The sequence below is a fragment of the Micromonospora inyonensis genome, assembly GCF_900091415.1.
Lineage (GTDB): Bacteria > Actinomycetota > Actinomycetes > Mycobacteriales > Micromonosporaceae > Micromonospora > Micromonospora inyonensis.
In genome coordinates, this window is the sequence record NZ_FMHU01000002.1 from 1,614,149 (window position 1) to 1,632,396 (window position 18,248).

Genomic DNA, 18,248 nt, shown 5'->3' on the forward strand with positions numbered 1-18,248 from the left:
GGGCTCAGGCCGCCTGCAGTCCGGATCCAGGCAGCCGCCGGGGCAGGCGTACGTCCTCGGAGGAGCCGTCGTCCGGGGAGACCGTCGTGGACCCACCGGACCGGTCGGTGGCCGGGCCGTCCTGCCGGGCCAGGCGCATCGCCCGGTCCGCGTGCCGCAGGGCCGGGCACGGTCCGGGCTCGTCGGGGCAGCCGAGGTTCCCACACCGGCCGGACGCGTCGAGCTGGTGGGCGCGCGCCACGTCGAAGCCGAGTCGCCACAGCAATGGGTCGGTCACGTCGTCCGGCAGGGCGGCCTGTCGGCTGGGGTGATGGTGGGAGGCGCTGGGCACGGGAACCCCTTTCGTCGACGTCGACCTGATGGTTCACCAACTCAGTCAACGCTAAACCCCACGCGCACCATGGGTGCTGCGAGCCAGATCACCGACCTGAGTGGGGGCACAGATCCGCGACCTCCCGTTCTGCCTTCCCCAGACAGGACCTCCGTAGGACGGTGGTGGTGTCGGTCATCGGGTGCCTCCGGTGGTCGGGTCGGCCGGGGGCCGAACGGTGCTCGAGGATCCTCGTGCACGACGCCAGGGGGCGGTGGCGTGCCTCAACGCCGCAGCCAACGATGGATCCTGCTCAGGGTCGGCTACCCGGCCGGCGGCTCTCTCCGCCGCGTACTCCTCCAACCCGACCTCGATGACACGGGCCAGGCCGGCGCGGTCCACGGCGCGGTAGGGGCTTTCCGGAGTGTCGCCCGGCGCGGCCAGGCCGAGGGTGACGAGGTCACGCATCTTGGACCGCGCGCGCTTCATGCGCCTCTGGTGAGCCGGGCTGCTGGGGTCGACGACAGGCGCGATCCCGAGGAGCATTCCCCGCCTCACCAGCGTCAGCACGGTTATCTCGTCCTCCCTGATCAGGAAGTATGCGGCGATCCTGGCCGTTGATCGGAGGTTGGCGGGGGAGAAGCCGCGTGTGGCGACATGCCATGACCGGGAGCCGGGGCATCGGTAGACGCGGAAGGGCAGGTTGGCGTGCTCGGTGGGCAGGTTGGGGGCTTGCCGGGCTTGTTCTTCGGTGCGGTATCGGATCTTGTCGCAGCGGCAGTGCTCGGGGCGGTTCCGGTAGCTGCGGGTCCGGAGGGCGGGCGCTTCGGGGGTGGGTTCGTCGGTCACTGGTCGTCCTTCCGTGATCAGTGGCGACGGGGTCGGCTCCGTGACAACGCGAGGGCGAGCAGGTTCACCCGGCCGGGCTCACCCGATCAGGCGACAGATCGAGCACGGCCAACCGGTCGGTGAACGCCTGGTCGTCGTCGAACGCCAACAGCTCGGCCAGAGTCAGCCAGCTGTGGGTGTGCCGTCAACGTCCCAGGCGAATCCGCCGTCCCTGGGGGCGCGGGGCGGGAGCCGCGCCGCCGTCGCTGGGGGCGCGGGGCGGAGCCGCAGGAGTGGCCGGCGGCGCAACGGGTAACCGGCGGCCCGGGAGCGGGCCTGCCGGAACCGGAGGGGGACATGGAAGCCGTCGTCGTCGGCCTGACCGTCGCCGTCCTGGTGACGGTCCAGCTGGTGGCGAGCGTCCGGGTGGTCCAGCAGCACCAGCGTGGCGTGGTCTTCCGGTTCGGTCGGGTGCGGGCCCGCGTCCGTCAGCCCGGTCTGCACCTGATCGTGCCGGTCGCCGACCGGATGGTGCGGGTGAACGTGCAGACCGTGGTGACGCAGGTTCTCGCGCAGAGCGCGATCACCCGGGACAACGTGCCGCTCACCGTCGACGTGGTCGTCCGGCACCGGGTGGTCGACCCGGTGAAGGCGCTGGTCCACGTGCGGGACTACCCGTCGGCCCTGCTCCAGGTGACGCAGACCGCCCTGCGGTCGGTGGTCGGCGGAGCGGAACTCGACACCGTCATCGGTGGCCGGGAGCGGGTCAACGCCGCGCTGAGCGCCGCCGTCGACGCGTCGACCGGGCACCCCTGGGGCGTGCTCGTCGAGCGGGTGGAGGTGCGGGACGTGATCCTGCCCGAGTCGTTGGCGCGGTCCCTGTGCCGCCAGGCCGAGGCGGAACGGGAGCGGCGGGCGCGGGTGACCGCCGCCGACGGCGAGGCCCAGGCGTCCCGCCGGATCGCCGACGCGTCCGCCGCCGTGACCCGGACGGCGGGGGAGACCATCCGGCTCGTCCCCGGTCGGGGCGACGGGCGTCGGCCGGGGGGTGTGCCCGACCCGGCGACCGGGTAGCGGCCCCGCCGCCGTGCGGGCCAGCCCCGCCCGCCGAGGGCCCGCCACCGCCCGCCCGGTGCCGGGGTCACTCGTCGTCGGTCAGCCCGTCGAGGTAGACCCACTCCCCGTCCTCGCGGTGGAACCGGCTGCGTTCGTGCAGCGTGCCGGGGCGCCCACGGTCCCGGTAGTGGGCCCGGAACTCCACCGTGCCGGTGGTGTCGAAGAGGCCGCCCCGTTCCGTGGCGAGCACCTCGAGCCGGGTCCACCGCAGCCGGGGGTCGAGGGTCAGCCCCGCCGGCCGGGTCTGCGGATGCCAGCTGCGCAGCAGGTGGTCGACGTCGCCGACGACGAAGGCGGAGAACCGGGACCGCATGAGCGCCTCGGCCGTCGCCGCGCTGGTCTCGGCGCGGTGCAGCGGCCCGCAGCACTCGCCGTACTCGCGCCCCGCGCCGCACGGGCACGCCGAGGTGTCCGTGGTCTTCCGTGTCGTCCCGCGCCCGCCCACCGGGCCATTCTGTCCGAGCGGTCCCCCGCGCCGGACACCGGGCGTCGGACCGGACGGTAGGTTGCCGGACATGGTGGAGACGACGGTCGACCCGGGCACGGCGACGACCGGCCGGGTCGTGGAGATCTGGACCGACGGGGCGTGCAGCGGGAACCCGGGACCGGGTGGGTGGGGCGCGGTGCTGCGCTACGGTGCCCACGAACGGGAGATCAGCGGTGGTGAGTCGACCGCGACCACCAACAACCGGATGGAGCTGATGGCCGCCATCCAGGCCCTGGAGAGCCTCACCCGCCCGGTCACCGTACGGATCCACACCGACAGCACCTACGTGCGCAACGGCATCACCGGCTGGCTCGCCTCCTGGAAACGCAACGGGTGACTCACCGCCGCCCGGCAGCCGGTGAAGAACGCCGACCTGTGGCAGCGGCTGGAGGCCGCCTGTGGCCGGCACGAGATGACCTGGCACTGGGTGAAGGGCCACAGCGGGCACCCGGAGAACGAGCGGGCGGACGCGCTGGCCAACCGGGGCATGACCGAGGCCCGGCCGGGCAGCCGGCCGGGCTGATCCGCCCCGGCCGCCGGGGCCGCTCTACTCGTACCGGGCCGGGTCGGCGCTGCCGGAGACGTCGTCGACGTCGTAGCCGGCCCGACTGGTGGTGGTCGCCGGTCGGCCCTCACCGGGCACCGGCCCGCTGTCCAGGTCGTCCCCGGTGTCGTCGGTGCTGCGCAACGAGTCGCCCGGCGGCCGGAGCGACGCCTCGTGAGCGGTGGTGCCGTCCGGTTCGTCGGTGGCCGCGCGGTCCGCGTGCTTGTCGGTGCTCATGCCGCACTCCTGCCCGCGCCGTCGCGGCGCAAACGTCGACCGGTCGTCCGACAACGCGGACCGTGCCAGCCGTCGTCGGCGCCGGTCGTCACTCGATGTCGTCCTCGTCGGCTGTTCCCGCCGCGGTGGCGCGGAAACCACCGGACGTGCCGACCGATGGTGCCGCCGCCGGTCGTACGCCGGTCGTCCCGCGACGTTCGACCATTCGGCTGACAACGAAATCGCGTGGCGATTGTGCGGGGATCGGCGGCGATATCGAATCGATGCGAATGCATGACAACCAATCACGGCGTTACCGGAACGATTCATTCGTGGACCGGAAAGAGCATTCCCGTCGTCGACGGGAAGTGATGCCGCATCCGGTTTCCCGCGAGCCCCCGGGGCAGGCCGACAGAGGAGGCGTCGGCCTGCCCGAGCTGCGCGCCCTGCACGACCGGCTCGGCGCGACCATGGTGCACGTCACGCACGACCAGACCGAGGCGTTGGTGCTCGCCGACCGCATCGCCGTGCTCCGGGACGGCCGGGTCGAGCAGGTGGGCACCCCGGACGAGATCTGGCGTCGCCCGGCGAGCGTCTTCGTGGCCCAGTTCGTCGGCTCTCCGGCGATGAACCTGCTGCCGGCCGGCGCGCTCACCCCGGCCGGCGACGCGCCGTCGCTGCCGGTGACCGGTCGGCGACTCGGCTTCCGGCCGGAGGCGGTCGCCCTGGCCGCCCCGGCGGCCGGTGACGACGGCGCGGCGGTCACCGACCGGGTCGAGGTGGTCGGCGAGGACGCCTACGCGTACCTGACCCTGCCGGGTGGGCATCCGGTGGTCGCCCGGGTCCCGGCGGCCCGGCGGCCCGCGCCCGGCTCGGCCGTCCGGCTCACCGTGCGTTGGCCGGACGTGCACGTCTTCGACGCCGCCTCCGGCCGCCGGGTCGACCCGGCGTGAACCCGGACACCCGCTCCCGCCGACAGCTGCGGCTGATGCTGGCGCCGTACCTGGTCGGCCTGGTCGGTCTGGTGCTGCTGCCGGCCGCGGTCACCCTGGTTCTCGCGTTCACCGAGTACGACCTGCTGCGCGCGCCGCGCTTCGTCGGCTGGGACAACGTCACCGAGCTGGTCGGCGACCCGGTGTTCCGGGTGTCGCTGCTCAACTCCCTGGTGTTCGCCCTGGTGGCGGTGCCGCTGCGGCTGCTGCTGGCGCTGGGCCTGGCGCTGCTGCTGCACCGGCGCGGCCCGGCCGTCGGCTCGGCCCGCACCGCGGCGGTGCTGCCCACGGCGGTGCCGGAGATCGCGTACGGGCTGCTCTGGCTCTGGCTGCTCAACCCGCTCCACGGCCCGGTCAACCAGGTGCTCCGGCTCGGCGGGGAGAACGGGTTGACCGTGCTCGGCCGGACCCCGCCGCAGTGGCTGACCGACCCGACCGACGCGCGGGCGGCGATCGTCCTGATGAGCCTGTTCACCATCGGGGAGACCTTCGTGGTGCTGCTCGCCGCCCGTCGGGCGCTTCCCGCCGAGGTCTACGAGATGGCGGCCATCGAGGACGCCACCGGCTGGGACGTGTTCCGCCGGATCACGCTTCCGCTGATGACCCCGGTGCTGGCGCTGCTGCTGATCCGGGACGCGATCGGCAGCCTCCAGTTCTCCTTCGTCCCCGCGTTCGTGGTGACCGACGGTGGCCCGCCCCCGTACGCCACCACCTACCTGTCGCTCTTCGTCTACCGCAACGCCTTCGAGTACCTCCGGTACGGCTACGCGTCGGCGGCGACCCTGGTGATGATCCTGCTGACCGTGGCGGCGGTGGTGCTCCAGTGGCGGCTGATCCGCCGGTACCGGGGCTTCTACGGCGTGTGACCCGGCCGGCTCGGGTCGGTCGGGTCGGTGCCGACCGGCGTCTCGGGGCACGACGGCTTCGTGATCGTCACGCCGGAGTACAACCACAGCACCTCCGGCGTGCTGAAGAACGCCATCGACTACCTCTTCGCCGAGTGGAACAACAAGGCCGTCGGCTTCGTCTCCTACGGCTCGGCCGGCGGAGCCCGTGCCGTCGAGCACCTGCGGCTGATCGCCGGTGAACTCAAGATGGCCGACGTCCGCCAGCAGGTCGTGCTCTCGCTGATGACCGAGATCGAGAACTACAGCGTCTTCAAGCCCGGCGACTACAACCTCCCCGCGGTGAACACCCTCCTCGACGAGGTCGTCGCCTGGAGCAAGGCGCTCGCTCCGCTGCGCGCCACCGCCTGATCCACCCGTCCGGACGCGGGGCCGCCGCTACGGCTGGCCCCGCGCTCCGGACGGCGTTTCCGCCACCTGGGCACCGGGGGCCCGCTGAGGAAGCCACGACGCCCGTCCCGGTCGGCCGGGCGCGGGTGGCTGACGTGTCGACGGCCGTCGCGGAAGGTCCCGAGGGCGGATCAGGTCCAGTAGAGCATCCGGGCGGCGGGCACCCTGGTGGTCAGTTCCCGCTCGAACCAGGTGCGCAGCTCGGTCATCACGTCGGGTTGGTACACGTACTTCACCGCGCCGAACCGGCCGAACCTGCGGCGGCGGGACTGCTCGTCCATCTCCAGACGGGTCCGGGGATACCAGCCGAGCAGCACCTCCTTGCTGCCGGGTGTGAACCGGTGCGTGATCAGCTCAGCGCTGAGGTCCAACCCGTCCACCCCCGCCACGGCCGCCCGTACCCGGTCGAGCAGCACGCCGTAGTGCTCCCGCCAGTTCGGCGTGGGCATGATCGGGGCGATGGTCAGCCCGACCGGGTAGCCGTCGAGCGCCAGCCTGCGCAGCGCGTCGAGCCGCTCCAGCACGGTCGCGGTGCCACCTTCCAAACGGTCGCTGATCGGCGCGGCGTTGACGCTGAACCGTACCCGCGTGCGGCGCGCGTGTGGCAGTCCCACGAACGTGTCGACGTCGGCGTATTTCGTGGTCCAGCGCAACTGCACCGGCGCGTCCCAGGCCCCGAAGTGCTCCACCGCCCGGCGCCAGCTGCCGGTGAGGTGCTCCAGCGCGAGTGGATCGGTGTAGCAGGACGCCTCGAACGTCGTGCCCTCGCCGGCCCGGGCGGCGCTGCGACTGGTCACCGTTCCCCGGCCCACGTAGTCGGCCAGTCCGGCGAGGATGTCGTCGAGATCGGCGTAGACCCGGGTGACCGGGGGACCAGAGAGGGAGCCGGCGAGATAGCAGTACTGGCAGTGCGCCGGGCAGCCCTCGGCCAGGTCCGCCCGCCAGTCCGCACTCGGCGCGATCGACTGCAACGCCCGCCGCGACGGCGGGCTGACCACGATGGCCAGGGTCGACTTCGCCCGCGCGTACGTCTCCCGCTCGGTTTCGCCACGCACGCCGACCAGTCGGTTGGCGCGTAGCCGTTCGACCTCGATGCCGAGTCCCTCGATCCGGTCGACGATCCGGCGCCCGTGCGGATGGTCGACCGCCGCGGGGGTGACGACCACCCGGCGGGGCGTCCAGCGCCGGGCCGGCCGGGCGGGTGGGGCCAGCCCGGTGAGGTCACGGATCGCCACCCGCTCGCCGCTGGCGTCGTGCGGCGCTGCGGGTACGTCCGCGGCGAGCGGCTCCTCGACGTCCACGGCGTCGTCCTCCGGCTCCACCCGGCGCGGGTACCCGTTGTCGTTTCGACCGCACCTGGTCGTGCCGGCCGCACCTGTCCGGACCAGGGTGAACGCTGTCGGGTTCGGGCCCGGGGGCGCGCTGCGGTGCACGTGGCTCAGATGCCCCGCGACACCCGGTTCCGGTCGGGGTGTGGCCGGAGCGCCGGAAACCGCCCTGCCGGCCGGGGCGAGCCGCGATGATGGGGGCATGACCGTGGATCTCCGGGCGCGCACCGCGCGTGAGGTACTCGACGACCACTTGCGCCTCGCCGCCGAGGGGCGGTTCGCCGAGGACATCGAGCGCAACGTCGCGCCGGACTGCGTGGTCCTGGAGCGGCGGGGTGTGTTCCGGGGGCGCGACGGTGCCCGCACCCTGGCCCGGTGGCTGGGGGAGGAACTGCCGGACGCCCGCTACACGTACACGAACGTGCTGGTGGAGGGGCGGGTCGGCTTCCTGGAGTGGACCGCCGAGGCCGCCGGCTTCCAGGTCCTCGACGGTGCCGACTCCTTCCTGGTCGAGGACGGCTGGATCGTCGCGCAGACCGTCCACTACACGGTGGAACCGATGCCCGGCCTCAGCGTCTCATAACCGTCTCAGAAGTGACGCATAAGGCGACTCGCTATTCGTCGCCCAGGTGTCGGTAGACCGTGGCCCGGGAGACGCCCAGGGCGGCGGCGATCTCCTCGACCGAGTGTCTGCCGGCCGCGTGCATCCGCCGGGCGGTGGCGATCTGGCCGCTGCTCATCGCGCGGGGCCGGCCCGGCCGGCGGGGGCCGGTCGGCACCTCGGGGGCGGGCGGGCCGTCCAGCAGCCGGTGCGCCCCGTCGAGCATGTCCGCGCGCAGCACGTCCGGGGGGACGTCGAGGAAGAAGACCACCGGGTCGGAGCACATGGCGATCGCCTGGCTGGCCCAGATCCGGTCCCGCCGGTCGCCGTTCGGCCCGGCGACGATCTCGTTCGCCCGCAGCGCGAACTGCACCAGTCGTTGGTACGTGGGACCACGGGCGACCAGTGCCATGTCGTGGAAGAGCATGCCCAGCGGTCGGCGGTGCGCGAGCATGGTGTCCACGAACCCCTCGAGCAGGGCCCAGCGGCCCCGCTCCGGCGGTAGGGCACCGGCCGTCGCCAGCAGGGTCTCCAGGTCGGTCAGCAGCGGCTCGACCAGGGCTGCGAGCAGGTCCTCCTTCGTGGGGAAGTGGTAGAGGATGGCCGCCTTGGTCAGCCGGAGCCGCTCGGCGATCTCGCGTAGCGACGTGCGTTGGTAGCCGTGCGCGGAGAAGAGGTCCAGCGCGGTCCGCAGGATCCTGCCCCGGGTGTCGCCCGGCTCCTCGTCCACCACGGTCGCCACCCTAACCGGGGCTGACCGATGCGGGGTGGAGTCGGGTGGCTACGCTGACCGCCGGTCAGTACAGTGTGCACTGTTCGGCTCATGGGCGACAGGAGGCGTCATGGCCGTCATCGCGGTCAACGACCTGGTCAAGACCTTCGGCCGCACCCGGGCCCTGGACGGGCTCGACCTGCGCGTCGAGGCGGGGGAGGTGCACGGCTTCCTCGGCCCGAACGGCTCCGGCAAGTCCACCACCATCCGCGTCCTGCTCGGACTGCTGCGCTGGGACTCCGGGGAGGTGCGCCTGCTCGGCGGCGATCCGTGGCGTGACGCGGTGGCGCTGCACCGCCGCCTCGCGTACGTCCCCGGTGACGTCAACCTCTGGCCGAACCTCTCCGGTGGTGAGGCGATCGACCTGCTCGGGGCCCTGCGCGGCGGGCTCGACCGGCGGCGCCGCGACGAGTTGCTCCAGCGGTTCGACCTCGATCCGACGAAGAAGTGCCGCACCTACTCCAAGGGCAACCGGCAGAAGGTGGCCATCGTCGCGGCCTTCGCCGCCGACGTCGTGCTGTACGTGCTGGACGAGCCGACCGCCGGCCTGGACCCGCTGATGGAGGCGGTGTTCCAGGACGAGGTCCGGCGGATCAGGCGCGACGGTGGCACCGTGCTGCTCTCCAGTCACGTGCTCGCCGAGGTCGAGGCGCTCTGCGACCGGGTCAGCATCATCCGGGAGGGACGCACCGTCGAGTCCGGCACCCTCGCCGAACTGCGCCACCTCACCCGGCTGTCGGTCACCGTCGAGACCGCGCGCCCGGTGACCGGGCTGGACCGCCTCGCCGGCACCCAGCTCGTCAACCAGGCCGACGACCGGCTCCAGTTGGAGGTCGACCCCGCCCACCTGGACGAGCTGCTCGGTCACCTGATCCGGTTCGGTGTGCGGTCGCTGACCAGCGCCCCGCCCACCCTGGAGGAGCTGTTCCTGGCCCACTACGGCGACCGGGTCACCCCGACCGCGACCGTGCCGGCGGCGCAGCGGTGAGCGCCCTCACCGGCACCGGCCGCCTGGTCGGGTTGGTGCTGCGCCGAGACCGGGTCCGGCTGGCGCTCTGGGTGCTCGGCACGCCGCTGCTGACCGCCGCGCTGGCCGCCAGCGTCGCCGGCCTCTACGCCGGGGAACGGGACCGGATCACGTACGCCACCACCGCGGCGGCCAGCCTGGTCGCCCGCGCGTTCAACGGCCCGGTCGCCGGACCGAGCATGGGCTCGGTGGTCTTCGCCGAGTCGTACCTGACCCTCGCCGTGCTCACCGCGCTGCTGAGCACCTTCACCGTGGTCCGGCACACCCGGCAGAACGAGGAGACCGGGCGGGCCGAACTGCTCGGCGCGTCCGTGCTCGGCCGGTACGCCCCGCTCACCGCCGCCCTGCTGGTCACCGTCGCGGCCAACCTGATCACCGCCGCGCTGGTCGCCGTCGCCCTGGTCGGCGCGGACCTTCCGGCCGGCGGATCGATCGCGACCGCCGCCGCGATCGCCACCGTCGGGGTCTCCTTCGCGGCCGTCGCCGCGGTGACCGCCCAGCTCTCCGGCAGCTCCCGGGGCGCGAACGCGCTGGCCGCGGCGGCGGTCGGGGTGGCGTTCGTGCTCCGCGCCGCCGGCGACGTGTTCGGCGACGCCACCCCGGACGGTCAGCGGGTGGTCAGCGCCTGGCCCGCCTGGCTCTCCCCGCTCGGCTGGGCGACCCAGGTGCGACCGTACGGCGGCGAGCGGTGGTGGGTGCTCGTACTGCCCGTGGCGCTGCTGGTCGCGGCGACCGTGGCGGCGTACCTGCTGACGAACCGGCGGGACCTCGGGGCCGGTCTGCTCGCCAGCCGGCGCGGGCCGGCGCGGGCATCCCGGGCCCTGCTCAGCCCGGTCGGTCTGGCGTGGCGGTTGCAGCGCCCGGCCCTGCTCGGCTGGGCGGTCGGTGTCGCGGTGCTCGGCTTCGGCATGGGGCTCGCCGCCGACGAGGTCGAGAACATGGTCGGCGAGAACGCGGCGGCGGCCGAGGCGATCAGCCAACTCGGTGGTGGGGCGGACCTGGTCGACGCGTACCTGACCGCGATGATCGGCATCTTCGCGTTGACGATCGGCGCGTACGTCGTGCAGGCCGTGCTGCGGACCCGTGCCGAGGAGTCCGACGGGACCCTGGAGGTGGCGCTCGCCGCCGCCGTCAGCCGGCGACGCTGGCTGGCCGGGCACCTGTCCACCGCCGTGCTCGGCGCCACCGGCCTGATGCTCCTGGCCGGGGGGACCACCGGACTCGGGTACGCCACCGTCGCCGGTGACCCGGTCGGCCGGGTCGGTGAGCTGACCGGGGCGGCCCTGGTCCGGGTGCCGGCACTGCTGGTGCTGGCCGGGGTGGTGGTGCTGTTCTTCGGGCTGGTGCCCCGCGCGGCGACGGGCCTGTCCTGGGCGACGCTGATCGTGTTCCTGCTGTTCGGGCAGCTCGGGGCGGTGCTGGACCTGCCGCAGGCGGTGCTGGACCTCTCCCCGTACACGCACGTGCCGGCCCTGCCGGCGGCCGGGTTCGCCGTGCTGCCGCTGGCCGTGCTCACCGGGGTGGCGGTGCTGCTGCTCGCCGCCGGGGCGACCGGCTTCCGTCGCCGCGACGTCCCGAGCTGAGCGGACGGCGGCCCGGATCGGCTGGGAGCGGCCCGCCGCGGAACCCGGTCGGCGGTCAGTGGGTGGGGGCGGGGTCGTCCAGGATCGCCCGGAAGCGCTCCTCGGCGAGGTCGAGCTGGGCGAAGATGTGCTCCTTGACGGCGGGCGCGAGCGGCGTGTCGGGCCGGGCGATCAGTTCCCGCAGGATCGGGACCAGCGGGCGGTACTTGCGGGCCGACGAGAGCACCTTCGGCCCGGTCGTGTGGATCACTCCGACGCCGTTGTCGGTGAAGTCGGAGATCTTGATGACCCGCGCCCACGGGTCCCGGTCCAGGCTGGCCGCGACGTGCTCCCGGTACTGGACGTGGCGGTCCCGGTCCGGGTCCCAGGTCGGGTTGGTGACCGCCGCGACCAGCCGGGCGACCCGGTGACCGAACCGGTCGGCCAGCACGGCGAGGGCGGCCGGGACCGGATCGACACCGTCGCCGACCTCGCCGGCCAGGTCGGCCGGATGGTCCTCCACGGCGTCGTGCAGCAGACCCGCGACGATCACGTCGACGTCGCGGACCTGGTAGTGGTGCATCAGGCGGATGGCCACCCGCAGCAGGTGGTTCAGGTACGGCTCGCGCACCCGCCGGTCGTCGCGGTGCAGCTCGGCGGCGAGGTCGAGGGCCTCGGTCAGGCGCCGTCGCGCGTCGGCGTCGAAGGCGCCGACCTCCAGCCGGAAGCGTTCCAGCAGGCCGGGCTCGCCGTGGATCTCCGTGATCGCGTGCATCGGCATCGTGCCCAGGTACGAGGGGAAATCCATCCGTCACTTATAGCCGATCACCCGCCGTCCGTCCCGCCCCGCCTGTGCGTCCCCGGCCTGCGGGCGCGGTGCTCAGCGTCGCCACTCCGGGAGTTGCCGCTCGGACATGCGACGCCAGAACTGGCGCAGCTGCGAGCGGGACGTGTTCTGCCAGGGCGACCGGGCACTGAGCAGGTACCGCGGTGAGGTGAGGTCCGCCTGCCGCGCACAGAAGTTCTGGTCCAGCTCGTGCGGCTGCGGTTCACCTTCGGCCGGCAGCGGGCAGAGCCGGAACGGGCAGTCGTCCAGGCAGGTGGCCCCCGGGGAGCAGGACTCGGAGGACTCCAGCGTGCGGTCGGGCCGCAGCGGGCGACGGTCGCTGGTCAGGCAGGGCGGCAGGTCGGCGCGGTCCGCGCGGGTCAGCCGGTCCTCCCGGTCGATGAGCAGGTCGCCCCGGTCGGCGAGATTCAGCAGCAGCATGACGTCGGCCAGGAGGCGCTGGGCATGCGGGGTGAGGACACTCCAGCCGCTCGAGTCGGGGATCCACAGGGACTGTTCCCGGCGCACCTCCGCCACCGTGCTGCTCGACCCGACCCGGCTGGAGGTCTCACGCTCGTCGATCCAGCAGTACCGTTCCGGGCGGCGACTGAGCAGGGCGCGCACGCAGAGGCGGCCGGCCTCCAGCAGGAAGGGGTGCGGCGGACCGGGCGGTCGTCCGCGCACCGCCTGACCGGCGATCCGCAACCAGTGCCGCACCAGGCCGTACGGGTTCGCGCCGTGTTCCCGGCGGGGCAGCGGTTCGGCCGGGTCGACGGGCAGGGAGAAGAGCGTCAGTGCCTGGAGCAGCACCAGTTGGCTGTACCAGAACCGGGAGTGGGCCAACGTCCGCTCCGCCTTCTCGACGAGAAAGCTACGGTCGGACGGGGTGCGACCGACCAGGGGCCGGCGGATGTTCGCGGCCAGCCGGAAACCCTGGGCGAACGCGATCTCCGAGGTGATCGGGAAGTAGTGCTCCGGCCGCGCGGGGTGGTACGCCTCCAGCGCGCGGAGCCACTTCCGCAGGTCACCCCCCACCTGGGTGATCTCCGGGGTCGGTCCGAGCGGGGTCTCCTCGGTGTCCTGGTGGGCGGACTGGTAGAGCAACGGCAGGATCCAGCCCCGTAGCTGCTGCTCCCAGTAGGTGAGATGTTCCGACCGGCGGTCGGCGGTGGTGCTGCGCGGCATCTCCTCGGGGCCCAAGCCGCCGACCTGACGCAGGCCGCGCACCGCCTCCCGACCGCCCAGGCCGATCTCCCGCGCCGCGGCGAGCCGGACCCGGTACGAACCCTCCCGACCGGCCAGCCGGAAGAAGGCGGCGTAGTTGGGCTCTGGACCGGCCCGGTCGGCCCGGACACCCCGTTCGGTCCGGCACGTGCGTGCGCGGTCGACGATCAGCCGCGCGGCGTCCCCGATCCGGCGGACGAGCTGGAGCCGGGCCTGGTTGGCCGGACGGTTGGGAACGTGCCCGATCCCGGCGTCCTCCCACTGCTCCGCGATCTCCCGGAGCAGGTCGGCGTGCACCGGCCGGCGGGCGCTGGTGTCGCTCTCCACCGCTGCGGCGTACAACTCGAACCGCCAGCAGAGGTCCTTCTCCGATCTCGCCTGCTCCCGCAGGTGCCGGACCAGCCGGGCGACCGGTTCCTCGCGCGGGGCGAGTGGAAGGCGTTCGGCCAGGGGCGGTCGGTCGCTCCGCTGGGCCGCCAGGTGGCGGGAGAGGAGGGTCAACGCGATCAGCGCCTCCGGGTTGCGTCGTGACGTGATCAGGCTTCCCAGCAGCCGGCCCAGCAGTTTCGGGTCGGTGAGGTACCGCATGCCCAGGTAGGCCTGGACGACGCCGTGCAGGAACTGGGCCTCGGTCCGGCGGACGTCCACGACCGCCCACTCCGCGCCCTCGACGAAGGCGTGCGTGATGTGGTCCAGGAGGTTGGTCCGCACACGGTTGCCGAGTCCGTCGTGCAGCCGGCCCAGGATCGCCCGATGCTCCGCGTCGTGGCCCCGGGTCATTTCCTGGTACTCCAGGTGACTGGTGCCGCGCACCAGGGCCAGACACGCGAAGGCGGACAGCACCTCCAGGGTGATCGCCCGGTCGTCGCGGCTCCGGCTGACGTCCCTCTTGAGGGTGCCGTCGAGCAGTGCGGTACGCCAGGCGTCGAGCAACTGCCACCGGGCCTCGTACCGGTCCATCGGCCGGACCACCCCGCCGGCCTCGGCCCGGGACAACCGTGGCAACCGGTCGCTGCGGTGCAGGGCGCGGATGACGGTCAGGAAGAACGGGGAGTCGGTGACGTCCGCCGCCTTGATCAGGGCGACGATCCTCGCCCAGGAGGACGGAGCTGCTCCCGGCGTGCCGTCGAGCCCGTGTTCCAGCGCGGCCCCCTCGCCAAGCGGTTCCAACCCGACCAGGATCGCGCGCATGCCCCGGAGCGGGTCGTACGGACGGGAGGTCACGATCAGCGGTAGTCGTGCCTCGGCGGCCTGGCTGATCGCCTCCCGCAGCACGTTCTCCTCCCGCTGTTCCTCGTCCCGGCCGAACGGCTCGTGCAGTCCGTCGGCGAGCACCGCGATCCGGTTGCTCATCCGCAGGTGCCGCCAGATCCGGGTTCCGGAGCCGTCGCTGAACAACTGGGCGTCCACCAGTTCCTGAAACCGTCTCCTGGCCAGTTCCTCGAAGGTGAGGTCCTCGGCGAGCCGGGCATCGCGCATCCGCACCGGTACCGGCACGATCCCGCGGCGGGCGAGCTGTCGGGTCAACTCGACGATGATCGCGGTCTTCCCGGACCCGACCCCACCGACGAGCACGACGGGCGAGCGCACCTGCGGGTCCCGGATCCGCTCGATGAGCACCTCGCAGAGTTCGTCGCGGCCGACGACCCGGTCCACGCTGGGATCGGCGGTCGCCACCAGCGCGGTCGCCGACGCCCGAGCCCGGCGGTTGTACCAGCGGTGGACCCGTTGCTTGCTGAGCACGTAGAAGAGGGCCAGACCGAGGGCCGCGCCGATCAGGGGACTGAAGAACTGCGCGAGGGTCGTGCAGGGTGCCTGCCGCTCCCCGGCGCAGGGGTTCCGGAGTTCCGGCAGTCGTTCACCGAGCCACCGGCGTCCCTGGGGAGGGAAGAACAGGTGGTAGAGGGGGTTGAGGACCTGGGCGACGAGACAGACGGCGACGACGAGCACGACGACCACGGCCAGTACGGTCCACCAGGGATGCCGCGGCCACCGGCGGGAGCGGGTCGGCAGCCTGTCGGCTCGGACGCGCCGCCATTGCTGTTCCTCGCCGCTGACCCGGGTCTCCACCGTGCGGGTCAGCTTCGCCACCGACATCCGTGGGCTCCACAGGCGTCTGCGCCAGAGCGGACCGCGCATGCCCGTACCCCCCGTCCGTCACGGCGAGCGGCTGGTGAGATTTCGTCACGTACCGGTCAGAGTGAGGGTAACGCTGATCAGGCGGACCTCTGGTGCGGACCGGCGAAAAGCCCGGCCGGGGCTGCGCGGGACCGGCGGGCAGGGACGGTGTCCGGGCCGGGGCGTGGTGGCCGGTCAGGCCGGGGCGGGGCCGGTGGTGTCGCGCAGGACCACCCCGGCGTCGAGCACCTCGATCCGGCCGCCGGCGGCCACCGGCTCCAGCGCGAGGGCCATCGCCCGTGCCCCCATCTCGACCAGCGGGAGCCGGACGGTGGTCAGGGCCGGCGTGACGTCGCGGGCGATCGGCATGTCGTCGAAGCCGGTGACCGAGACCTGGCCGGGCACGGCCACCCCCCGGGCCCGCAGCAGCGACAGCGCGCCGATGGCCATGGAGTCGTTGAGTGCCACGACCGCCGTCACGCCGGGCACCGCGTCGAGGAGGACGGCCGCCGCCCCGGCCCCGCTGTCCCGGTCGAACTCGGCGTAGCGGACGTGCTCCTCGGGCAGGGTCAGCTCCCGCTCGGCGAGGGCGCGGCGCAGCCCGGCCAACCGGTCGGTGGTCGTGGTGAGCAGCCGGGGGCCGGCCACCACCCCGATCCGCCGGTGACCGAGCGCGAGCAGCTCCCGGGCCAGCAGGTACGCGCCGTTCTCGTTCGCCGGCATCACCGCGTCGCCGGCGTGCTCGTGGCGTCCGATGACCGCGACCCGGCCGCCGGTCGCCTCGTACGCGGCGAGCTGTTCGTTGAGCCGGGTGGTGAAGCTGTCGTCGTGGTAGCCGGAGCCGGCCAGGATCATCGCCGCGACCTGTTGGCCGCGCAGCAGGTCGACGTACTCCAGTTCCCGTTCCGGGTCCCGGTAGCTGTTGCAGATGATGAGCAGCTTGCCGCGTGCGGTCGCCACCCGCTGCAGCCCTCGGGTGACCTCGGCGAAGTACGGGTCGGAGACGTCGTGCACGATGACGCCGACCACGCTGCGGTGGGGACGGGCCAGGAGCTGGGCGTGGGCGTTCGGGACGTAGCGCAGGTCGGCCACGGCCCGCAGCACCCGGTCGCGCAGCTCCTCGGTGACGGTCTTGCTGCTGCCGTTGATGACCCGCGACGCGGTCGCGGGGGAGACCCCGGCCCGTCGGGCGACGTCGGCCAGCGTCGCCATGGCCACCCCCGAGTGTTCTGCTGATGTGGTCGCGCCCTGAGTCGCGGCCTCAGGCTACCGCAGCGGGTAGGGCGGTCCCCGCCACCGCGGGGCCCGGCACGCCGGGCGAACGGGCGGAGGAAAGCCCTTGCCTGGCGGGATCGCCCCAGGCCGCCGGGGGCACTCCGTCAACCAGGCCACCTCGATGAACCGGCCGCTGGAGGAGGCCGTCGCGGACTACGCCGACGCGGGGGTGCCGGGCATCGTGTGGCGCGAACCGGTCGGGGCGTACGGCGTCGAGCGGGCGGCCCGGCTGGTCCGCGCCACCGGGCTCACCGTCACCTCCACTCCGCCGGGGCGGCTTCCTCACCGCCCACGACTGCCGGACGGAGAACCCGCGGGCCGTCGAGGAGGCCCCATCCTCGACTGCCCGGTGCTGGTGCTGGCCTCGGGCGGCCTGCCCGCCGGCAGCCGGGACCTCGACGGGGCCCGGCAGCGGGTACCGCGCGGGTGGTCTTCGTCACCATGGCACCCGTGCGCGGCAGCGGCTAGGGTGACGCTGCCGTGGTGCACGGGAAACCGGTGAAGTACCGGTGCGGTCCTCGCCACTGTGATCGGGAGTCCGCGGCCCTCGTCGAAACCGAGGTCACTGGGCGTACGCGCCTGGGAAGGCCGGCCACGGACGCACGTCCCGTCAGCCAGGAGACCGGCCACGGCACTGTGACGACCCGTCCACGAGGTGCTGGAAGGCAATCCCGATGCGCGAGCGCGCTCTGTCCACCGTGTCCCGGCGCGTCGCCGCGCCGCTGACCGTCCTCATCGTCCTGCTCGGCGGCTGCGGCACCGGGGACGACTCCACCCCGGCTGCCCCGCAGCCGGTCACCGCGGTCGACCTGACCAACTGCGGCACGCCGGTCCGGGTGGCCGCGCCGCCCCGGCGGGCGGTGACCATGAACCAGCCCGCCACCGAGATCATGCTGGCCCTCGGGCTGGCCGACCGGATGGCCGGTACGGCCTACCTGGACGACGCCATCCTGCCGGAGTACGCCACCCCGTACGCCTCGGTGCCGGTGCTGGCCGAGAAGTACCCCTCGAAGGAGAAGCTGCTCGAGGCCGAGCCCGACTTCGTCTACGGCTCCTTCCACAGTGCCTTCGGCGACGAGGGCGCCGGTGACCGGACCGGGCTGGCGAGGCTCGGTATCGGGACGTACCTCTCCCCGGCCGGCTGTCCCGCGCCGCACCGGCCGGCGAAGCTGACCATCGACCACGTGTTCGGTGAGATCCGGGACGTCGCGGCCATCTTCGGCGTACCCGATCGGGCCGAGAAGCTCATCGCCGACCAGCGGACCCGGATCGCCACGGCCGCCGGCCGGGTCGACGGTGCCGGGGACCTCTCCGTGCTCTGGTGGGACGAAGGGACCGACGCGCCGAGTGTGGGCTCCTGCTGCGGCACTCCCGGCCTCATCATGTCCTCGGTCGGGGTCGGAAACGCGTTCGCCGACCTGACCGGCGACTGGGCCGACAGCGGCTGGGAGACCCTCGCCGAACGCGATCCCGACGTGATCGTGCTGGTCGACGCGGCATGGGACACGGCCGCCGCGAAGAAGGCGTTCCTGACCGGCCACCCCACGCTGCGGCACCTCAGGGCGGTGAGCGGGCAGCGCTTCGTCGTCATCCCCTTCTCCGCCACCTCCGCCGGGGTGCGCGTCGTGCGCGGCGTCGAGGCGCTCGCCGAAGGCGTCGTCCGGATCCCCGACGGGACCGGGCGCTGACCACCGCGACCGCGCCGCCCACCCAGGCCGCCCTCCGCC

General features: G+C 73.3%; 16 protein-coding genes, 3 pseudogenes and 1 riboswitch. Of the genes and pseudogenes, 10 read left to right on the top strand and 9 right to left on the bottom strand.

The features are described from left to right. Nucleotides 1-4 precede the first annotated feature (4 nt). Both GA0074694_RS21630 and GA0074694_RS21635 read right to left on the bottom strand, forming a co-directional pair. Nucleotides 5-331 (bottom strand): hypothetical protein, encoded by a 327-nt coding sequence (locus GA0074694_RS21630; protein WP_091461249.1) that lies wholly within the window; start codon nt 329-331, stop codon nt 5-7. A gap of 174 nt (nt 332-505) precedes the next feature. Next, nucleotides 506-1,159 carry a hypothetical protein gene (locus GA0074694_RS21635; RefSeq protein WP_091461251.1) on the bottom strand — a complete coding sequence of 218 codons (654 nt, stop codon included), beginning with the start codon at nt 1,157-1,159 and terminating at the stop codon, nt 506-508. Nucleotides 1,160-1,495: 336 nt separating this feature from the next. Between GA0074694_RS21635 and GA0074694_RS21640 the strand changes: the two genes are divergently transcribed. Next, nucleotides 1,496-2,212 carry an SPFH domain-containing protein gene (locus GA0074694_RS21640; RefSeq protein ID WP_091461254.1) on the top strand — a complete coding sequence of 239 codons (717 nt, stop codon included), beginning with the start codon at nt 1,496-1,498 and terminating at the stop codon, nt 2,210-2,212. Between the two features lie 67 nt (nt 2,213-2,279). Here GA0074694_RS21640 and GA0074694_RS21645 read toward each other — a convergent pair whose 3' ends face one another. Continuing rightward, nucleotides 2,280-2,699, bottom strand: a complete 420-nt coding sequence (locus GA0074694_RS21645) for a YchJ family protein (RefSeq protein ID WP_091463580.1) — start codon at nt 2,697-2,699, stop codon at nt 2,280-2,282. A 70-nt stretch (nt 2,700-2,769) separates the two neighbouring features. Between GA0074694_RS21645 and rnhA the strand changes: the two are divergent. Next, nucleotides 2,770-3,264 (top strand): annotated as a pseudogene (rnhA, locus tag GA0074694_RS21650) (ribonuclease HI). Between the two features lie 24 nt (nt 3,265-3,288). On the opposite strand, the gene GA0074694_RS21655 reads toward rnhA, so the two are convergent. Further along, nucleotides 3,289-3,522: a hypothetical protein gene (locus GA0074694_RS21655; RefSeq protein ID WP_091461256.1), complete on the bottom strand. Its 234-nt coding sequence runs from the start codon at nt 3,520-3,522 to the stop codon at nt 3,289-3,291. A gap of 413 nt (nt 3,523-3,935) precedes the next feature. On the opposite strand from GA0074694_RS21655, the pseudogene GA0074694_RS33125 reads away from it, so the two are divergent. The 3 genes and pseudogenes from GA0074694_RS33125 to GA0074694_RS21670 all read left to right on the top strand — a co-directional run. Beyond that, nucleotides 3,936-4,454 (top strand): annotated as a pseudogene (locus GA0074694_RS33125) (TOBE domain-containing protein); the annotation flags it as partial. Between the two features lie 35 nt (nt 4,455-4,489). Further along, the gene (locus tag GA0074694_RS21665; protein ID WP_091463586.1) at nt 4,490-5,359 is read left to right on the top strand and encodes a carbohydrate ABC transporter permease; all 870 of its coding nucleotides are present in this window, start codon (nt 4,490-4,492) and stop codon (nt 5,357-5,359) included. A 51-nt stretch (nt 5,360-5,410) separates the two neighbouring features. Beyond that, nucleotides 5,411-5,749: pseudogene (locus GA0074694_RS21670) on the top strand (NADPH-dependent FMN reductase); the annotation flags it as partial. Nucleotides 5,750-5,919: 170 nt separating this feature from the next. Here GA0074694_RS21670 and GA0074694_RS21675 read toward each other — a convergent pair. Then, nucleotides 5,920-7,110 (bottom strand): spore photoproduct lyase family protein, encoded by a 1,191-nt coding sequence (locus tag GA0074694_RS21675; RefSeq protein WP_245714839.1) that lies wholly within the window; start codon nt 7,108-7,110, stop codon nt 5,920-5,922. 208 nt (nt 7,111-7,318) lie between these two features. Between GA0074694_RS21675 and GA0074694_RS21680 the strand changes: the two genes are divergently transcribed. Next, nucleotides 7,319-7,699, top strand: coding sequence for a nuclear transport factor 2 family protein (locus GA0074694_RS21680; RefSeq protein WP_091461261.1), 381 nt, complete (start codon nt 7,319-7,321; stop codon nt 7,697-7,699). 31 nt (nt 7,700-7,730) lie between these two features. On the opposite strand, the gene GA0074694_RS21685 is transcribed toward GA0074694_RS21680, so the two are convergent. Then, nucleotides 7,731-8,450 (bottom strand): TetR family transcriptional regulator, encoded by a 720-nt coding sequence (locus GA0074694_RS21685; RefSeq protein WP_218105768.1) that lies wholly within the window; start codon nt 8,448-8,450, stop codon nt 7,731-7,733. Between the two features lie 109 nt (nt 8,451-8,559). On the opposite strand from GA0074694_RS21685, the gene GA0074694_RS21690 reads away from it, so the two are divergent. Then, nucleotides 8,560-9,477 carry an ABC transporter ATP-binding protein gene (locus tag GA0074694_RS21690; RefSeq protein ID WP_091461264.1) on the top strand — a complete coding sequence of 306 codons (918 nt, stop codon included), beginning with the start codon at nt 8,560-8,562 and terminating at the stop codon, nt 9,475-9,477. Further along, the gene (locus tag GA0074694_RS21695; RefSeq protein ID WP_091461266.1) at nt 9,474-11,099 is read left to right on the top strand and encodes an ABC transporter permease; all 1,626 of its coding nucleotides are present in this window, start codon (nt 9,474-9,476) and stop codon (nt 11,097-11,099) included. The genes GA0074694_RS21690 and GA0074694_RS21695 overlap by 4 nt, the downstream gene beginning before the upstream one ends. A 55-nt stretch (nt 11,100-11,154) precedes the next feature. On the opposite strand, the gene GA0074694_RS21700 is transcribed toward GA0074694_RS21695, so the two are convergent. From GA0074694_RS21700 to GA0074694_RS21710, 3 genes are all read right to left on the bottom strand, one after another. Continuing rightward, a complete protein-coding gene (locus tag GA0074694_RS21700) occupies nt 11,155-11,886 on the bottom strand; it encodes an HD domain-containing protein (protein ID WP_091461269.1) in 732 nt (243 codons plus the stop codon). Nucleotides 11,887-11,958: 72 nt separating this feature from the next. Then, nucleotides 11,959-15,225, bottom strand: coding sequence for a hypothetical protein (locus GA0074694_RS21705; protein ID WP_091461271.1), 3,267 nt, complete (start codon nt 15,223-15,225; stop codon nt 11,959-11,961). 216 nt (nt 15,226-15,441) lie between these two features. After that, the gene (locus GA0074694_RS21710; protein ID WP_091461274.1) at nt 15,442-16,458 is read right to left on the bottom strand and encodes a LacI family DNA-binding transcriptional regulator; all 1,017 of its coding nucleotides are present in this window, start codon (nt 16,456-16,458) and stop codon (nt 15,442-15,444) included. A gap of 184 nt (nt 16,459-16,642) precedes the next feature. Here GA0074694_RS21710 and GA0074694_RS31895 point away from each other — a divergent pair, with 184 nt between their 5' ends. Together GA0074694_RS31895 and GA0074694_RS33130 are read left to right on the top strand one after the other, a co-directional pair. Continuing rightward, nucleotides 16,643-17,023 (top strand): hypothetical protein, encoded by a 381-nt coding sequence (locus GA0074694_RS31895; protein ID WP_218105769.1) that lies wholly within the window; start codon nt 16,643-16,645, stop codon nt 17,021-17,023. Next, a riboswitch (cobalamin riboswitch) is annotated at nt 16,986-17,166 on the top strand. Its footprint overlaps the gene before it by 38 nt. A 29-nt stretch (nt 17,167-17,195) precedes the next feature. After that, nucleotides 17,196-18,209 carry an ABC transporter substrate-binding protein gene (locus GA0074694_RS33130; RefSeq protein WP_091461277.1) on the top strand — a complete coding sequence of 338 codons (1,014 nt, stop codon included), beginning with the start codon at nt 17,196-17,198 and terminating at the stop codon, nt 18,207-18,209. Nucleotides 18,210-18,248: the final 39 nt, after the last annotated feature.

What these genes read in the sequence shown, in the direction of transcription:
- GA0074694_RS21640 (WP_091461254.1), top strand. Translation starts at nt 1,496, where the DNA reads ATGGAAGCCGTCGTCGTCGGCCTGACCGTCGCCGTCCTGGTGACGGTC.
- GA0074694_RS21655 (WP_091461256.1), bottom strand. Translation starts at nt 3,522, where the DNA reads ATGAGCACCGACAAGCACGCGGACCGCGCGGCCACCGACGAACCGGAC.
- GA0074694_RS21665 (WP_091463586.1), top strand. Translation starts at nt 4,490, where the DNA reads ATGCTGGCGCCGTACCTGGTCGGCCTGGTCGGTCTGGTGCTGCTGCCG.
- GA0074694_RS21680 (WP_091461261.1), top strand. Translation starts at nt 7,319, where the DNA reads ATGACCGTGGATCTCCGGGCGCGCACCGCGCGTGAGGTACTCGACGAC.
- GA0074694_RS21690 (WP_091461264.1), top strand. Translation starts at nt 8,560, where the DNA reads ATGGCCGTCATCGCGGTCAACGACCTGGTCAAGACCTTCGGCCGCACC.
- GA0074694_RS21700 (WP_091461269.1), bottom strand. Translation starts at nt 11,886, where the DNA reads ATGGATTTCCCCTCGTACCTGGGCACGATGCCGATGCACGCGATCACG.
- GA0074694_RS21705 (WP_091461271.1), bottom strand. Translation starts at nt 15,225, where the DNA reads ATGTCGGTGGCGAAGCTGACCCGCACGGTGGAGACCCGGGTCAGCGGC.
- GA0074694_RS21710 (WP_091461274.1), bottom strand. Translation starts at nt 16,458, where the DNA reads ATGGCGACGCTGGCCGACGTCGCCCGACGGGCCGGGGTCTCCCCCGCG.
- GA0074694_RS31895 (WP_218105769.1), top strand. Translation starts at nt 16,643, where the DNA reads ATGAACCGGCCGCTGGAGGAGGCCGTCGCGGACTACGCCGACGCGGGG.
- GA0074694_RS33130 (WP_091461277.1), top strand. Translation starts at nt 17,196, where the DNA reads ATGCGCGAGCGCGCTCTGTCCACCGTGTCCCGGCGCGTCGCCGCGCCG.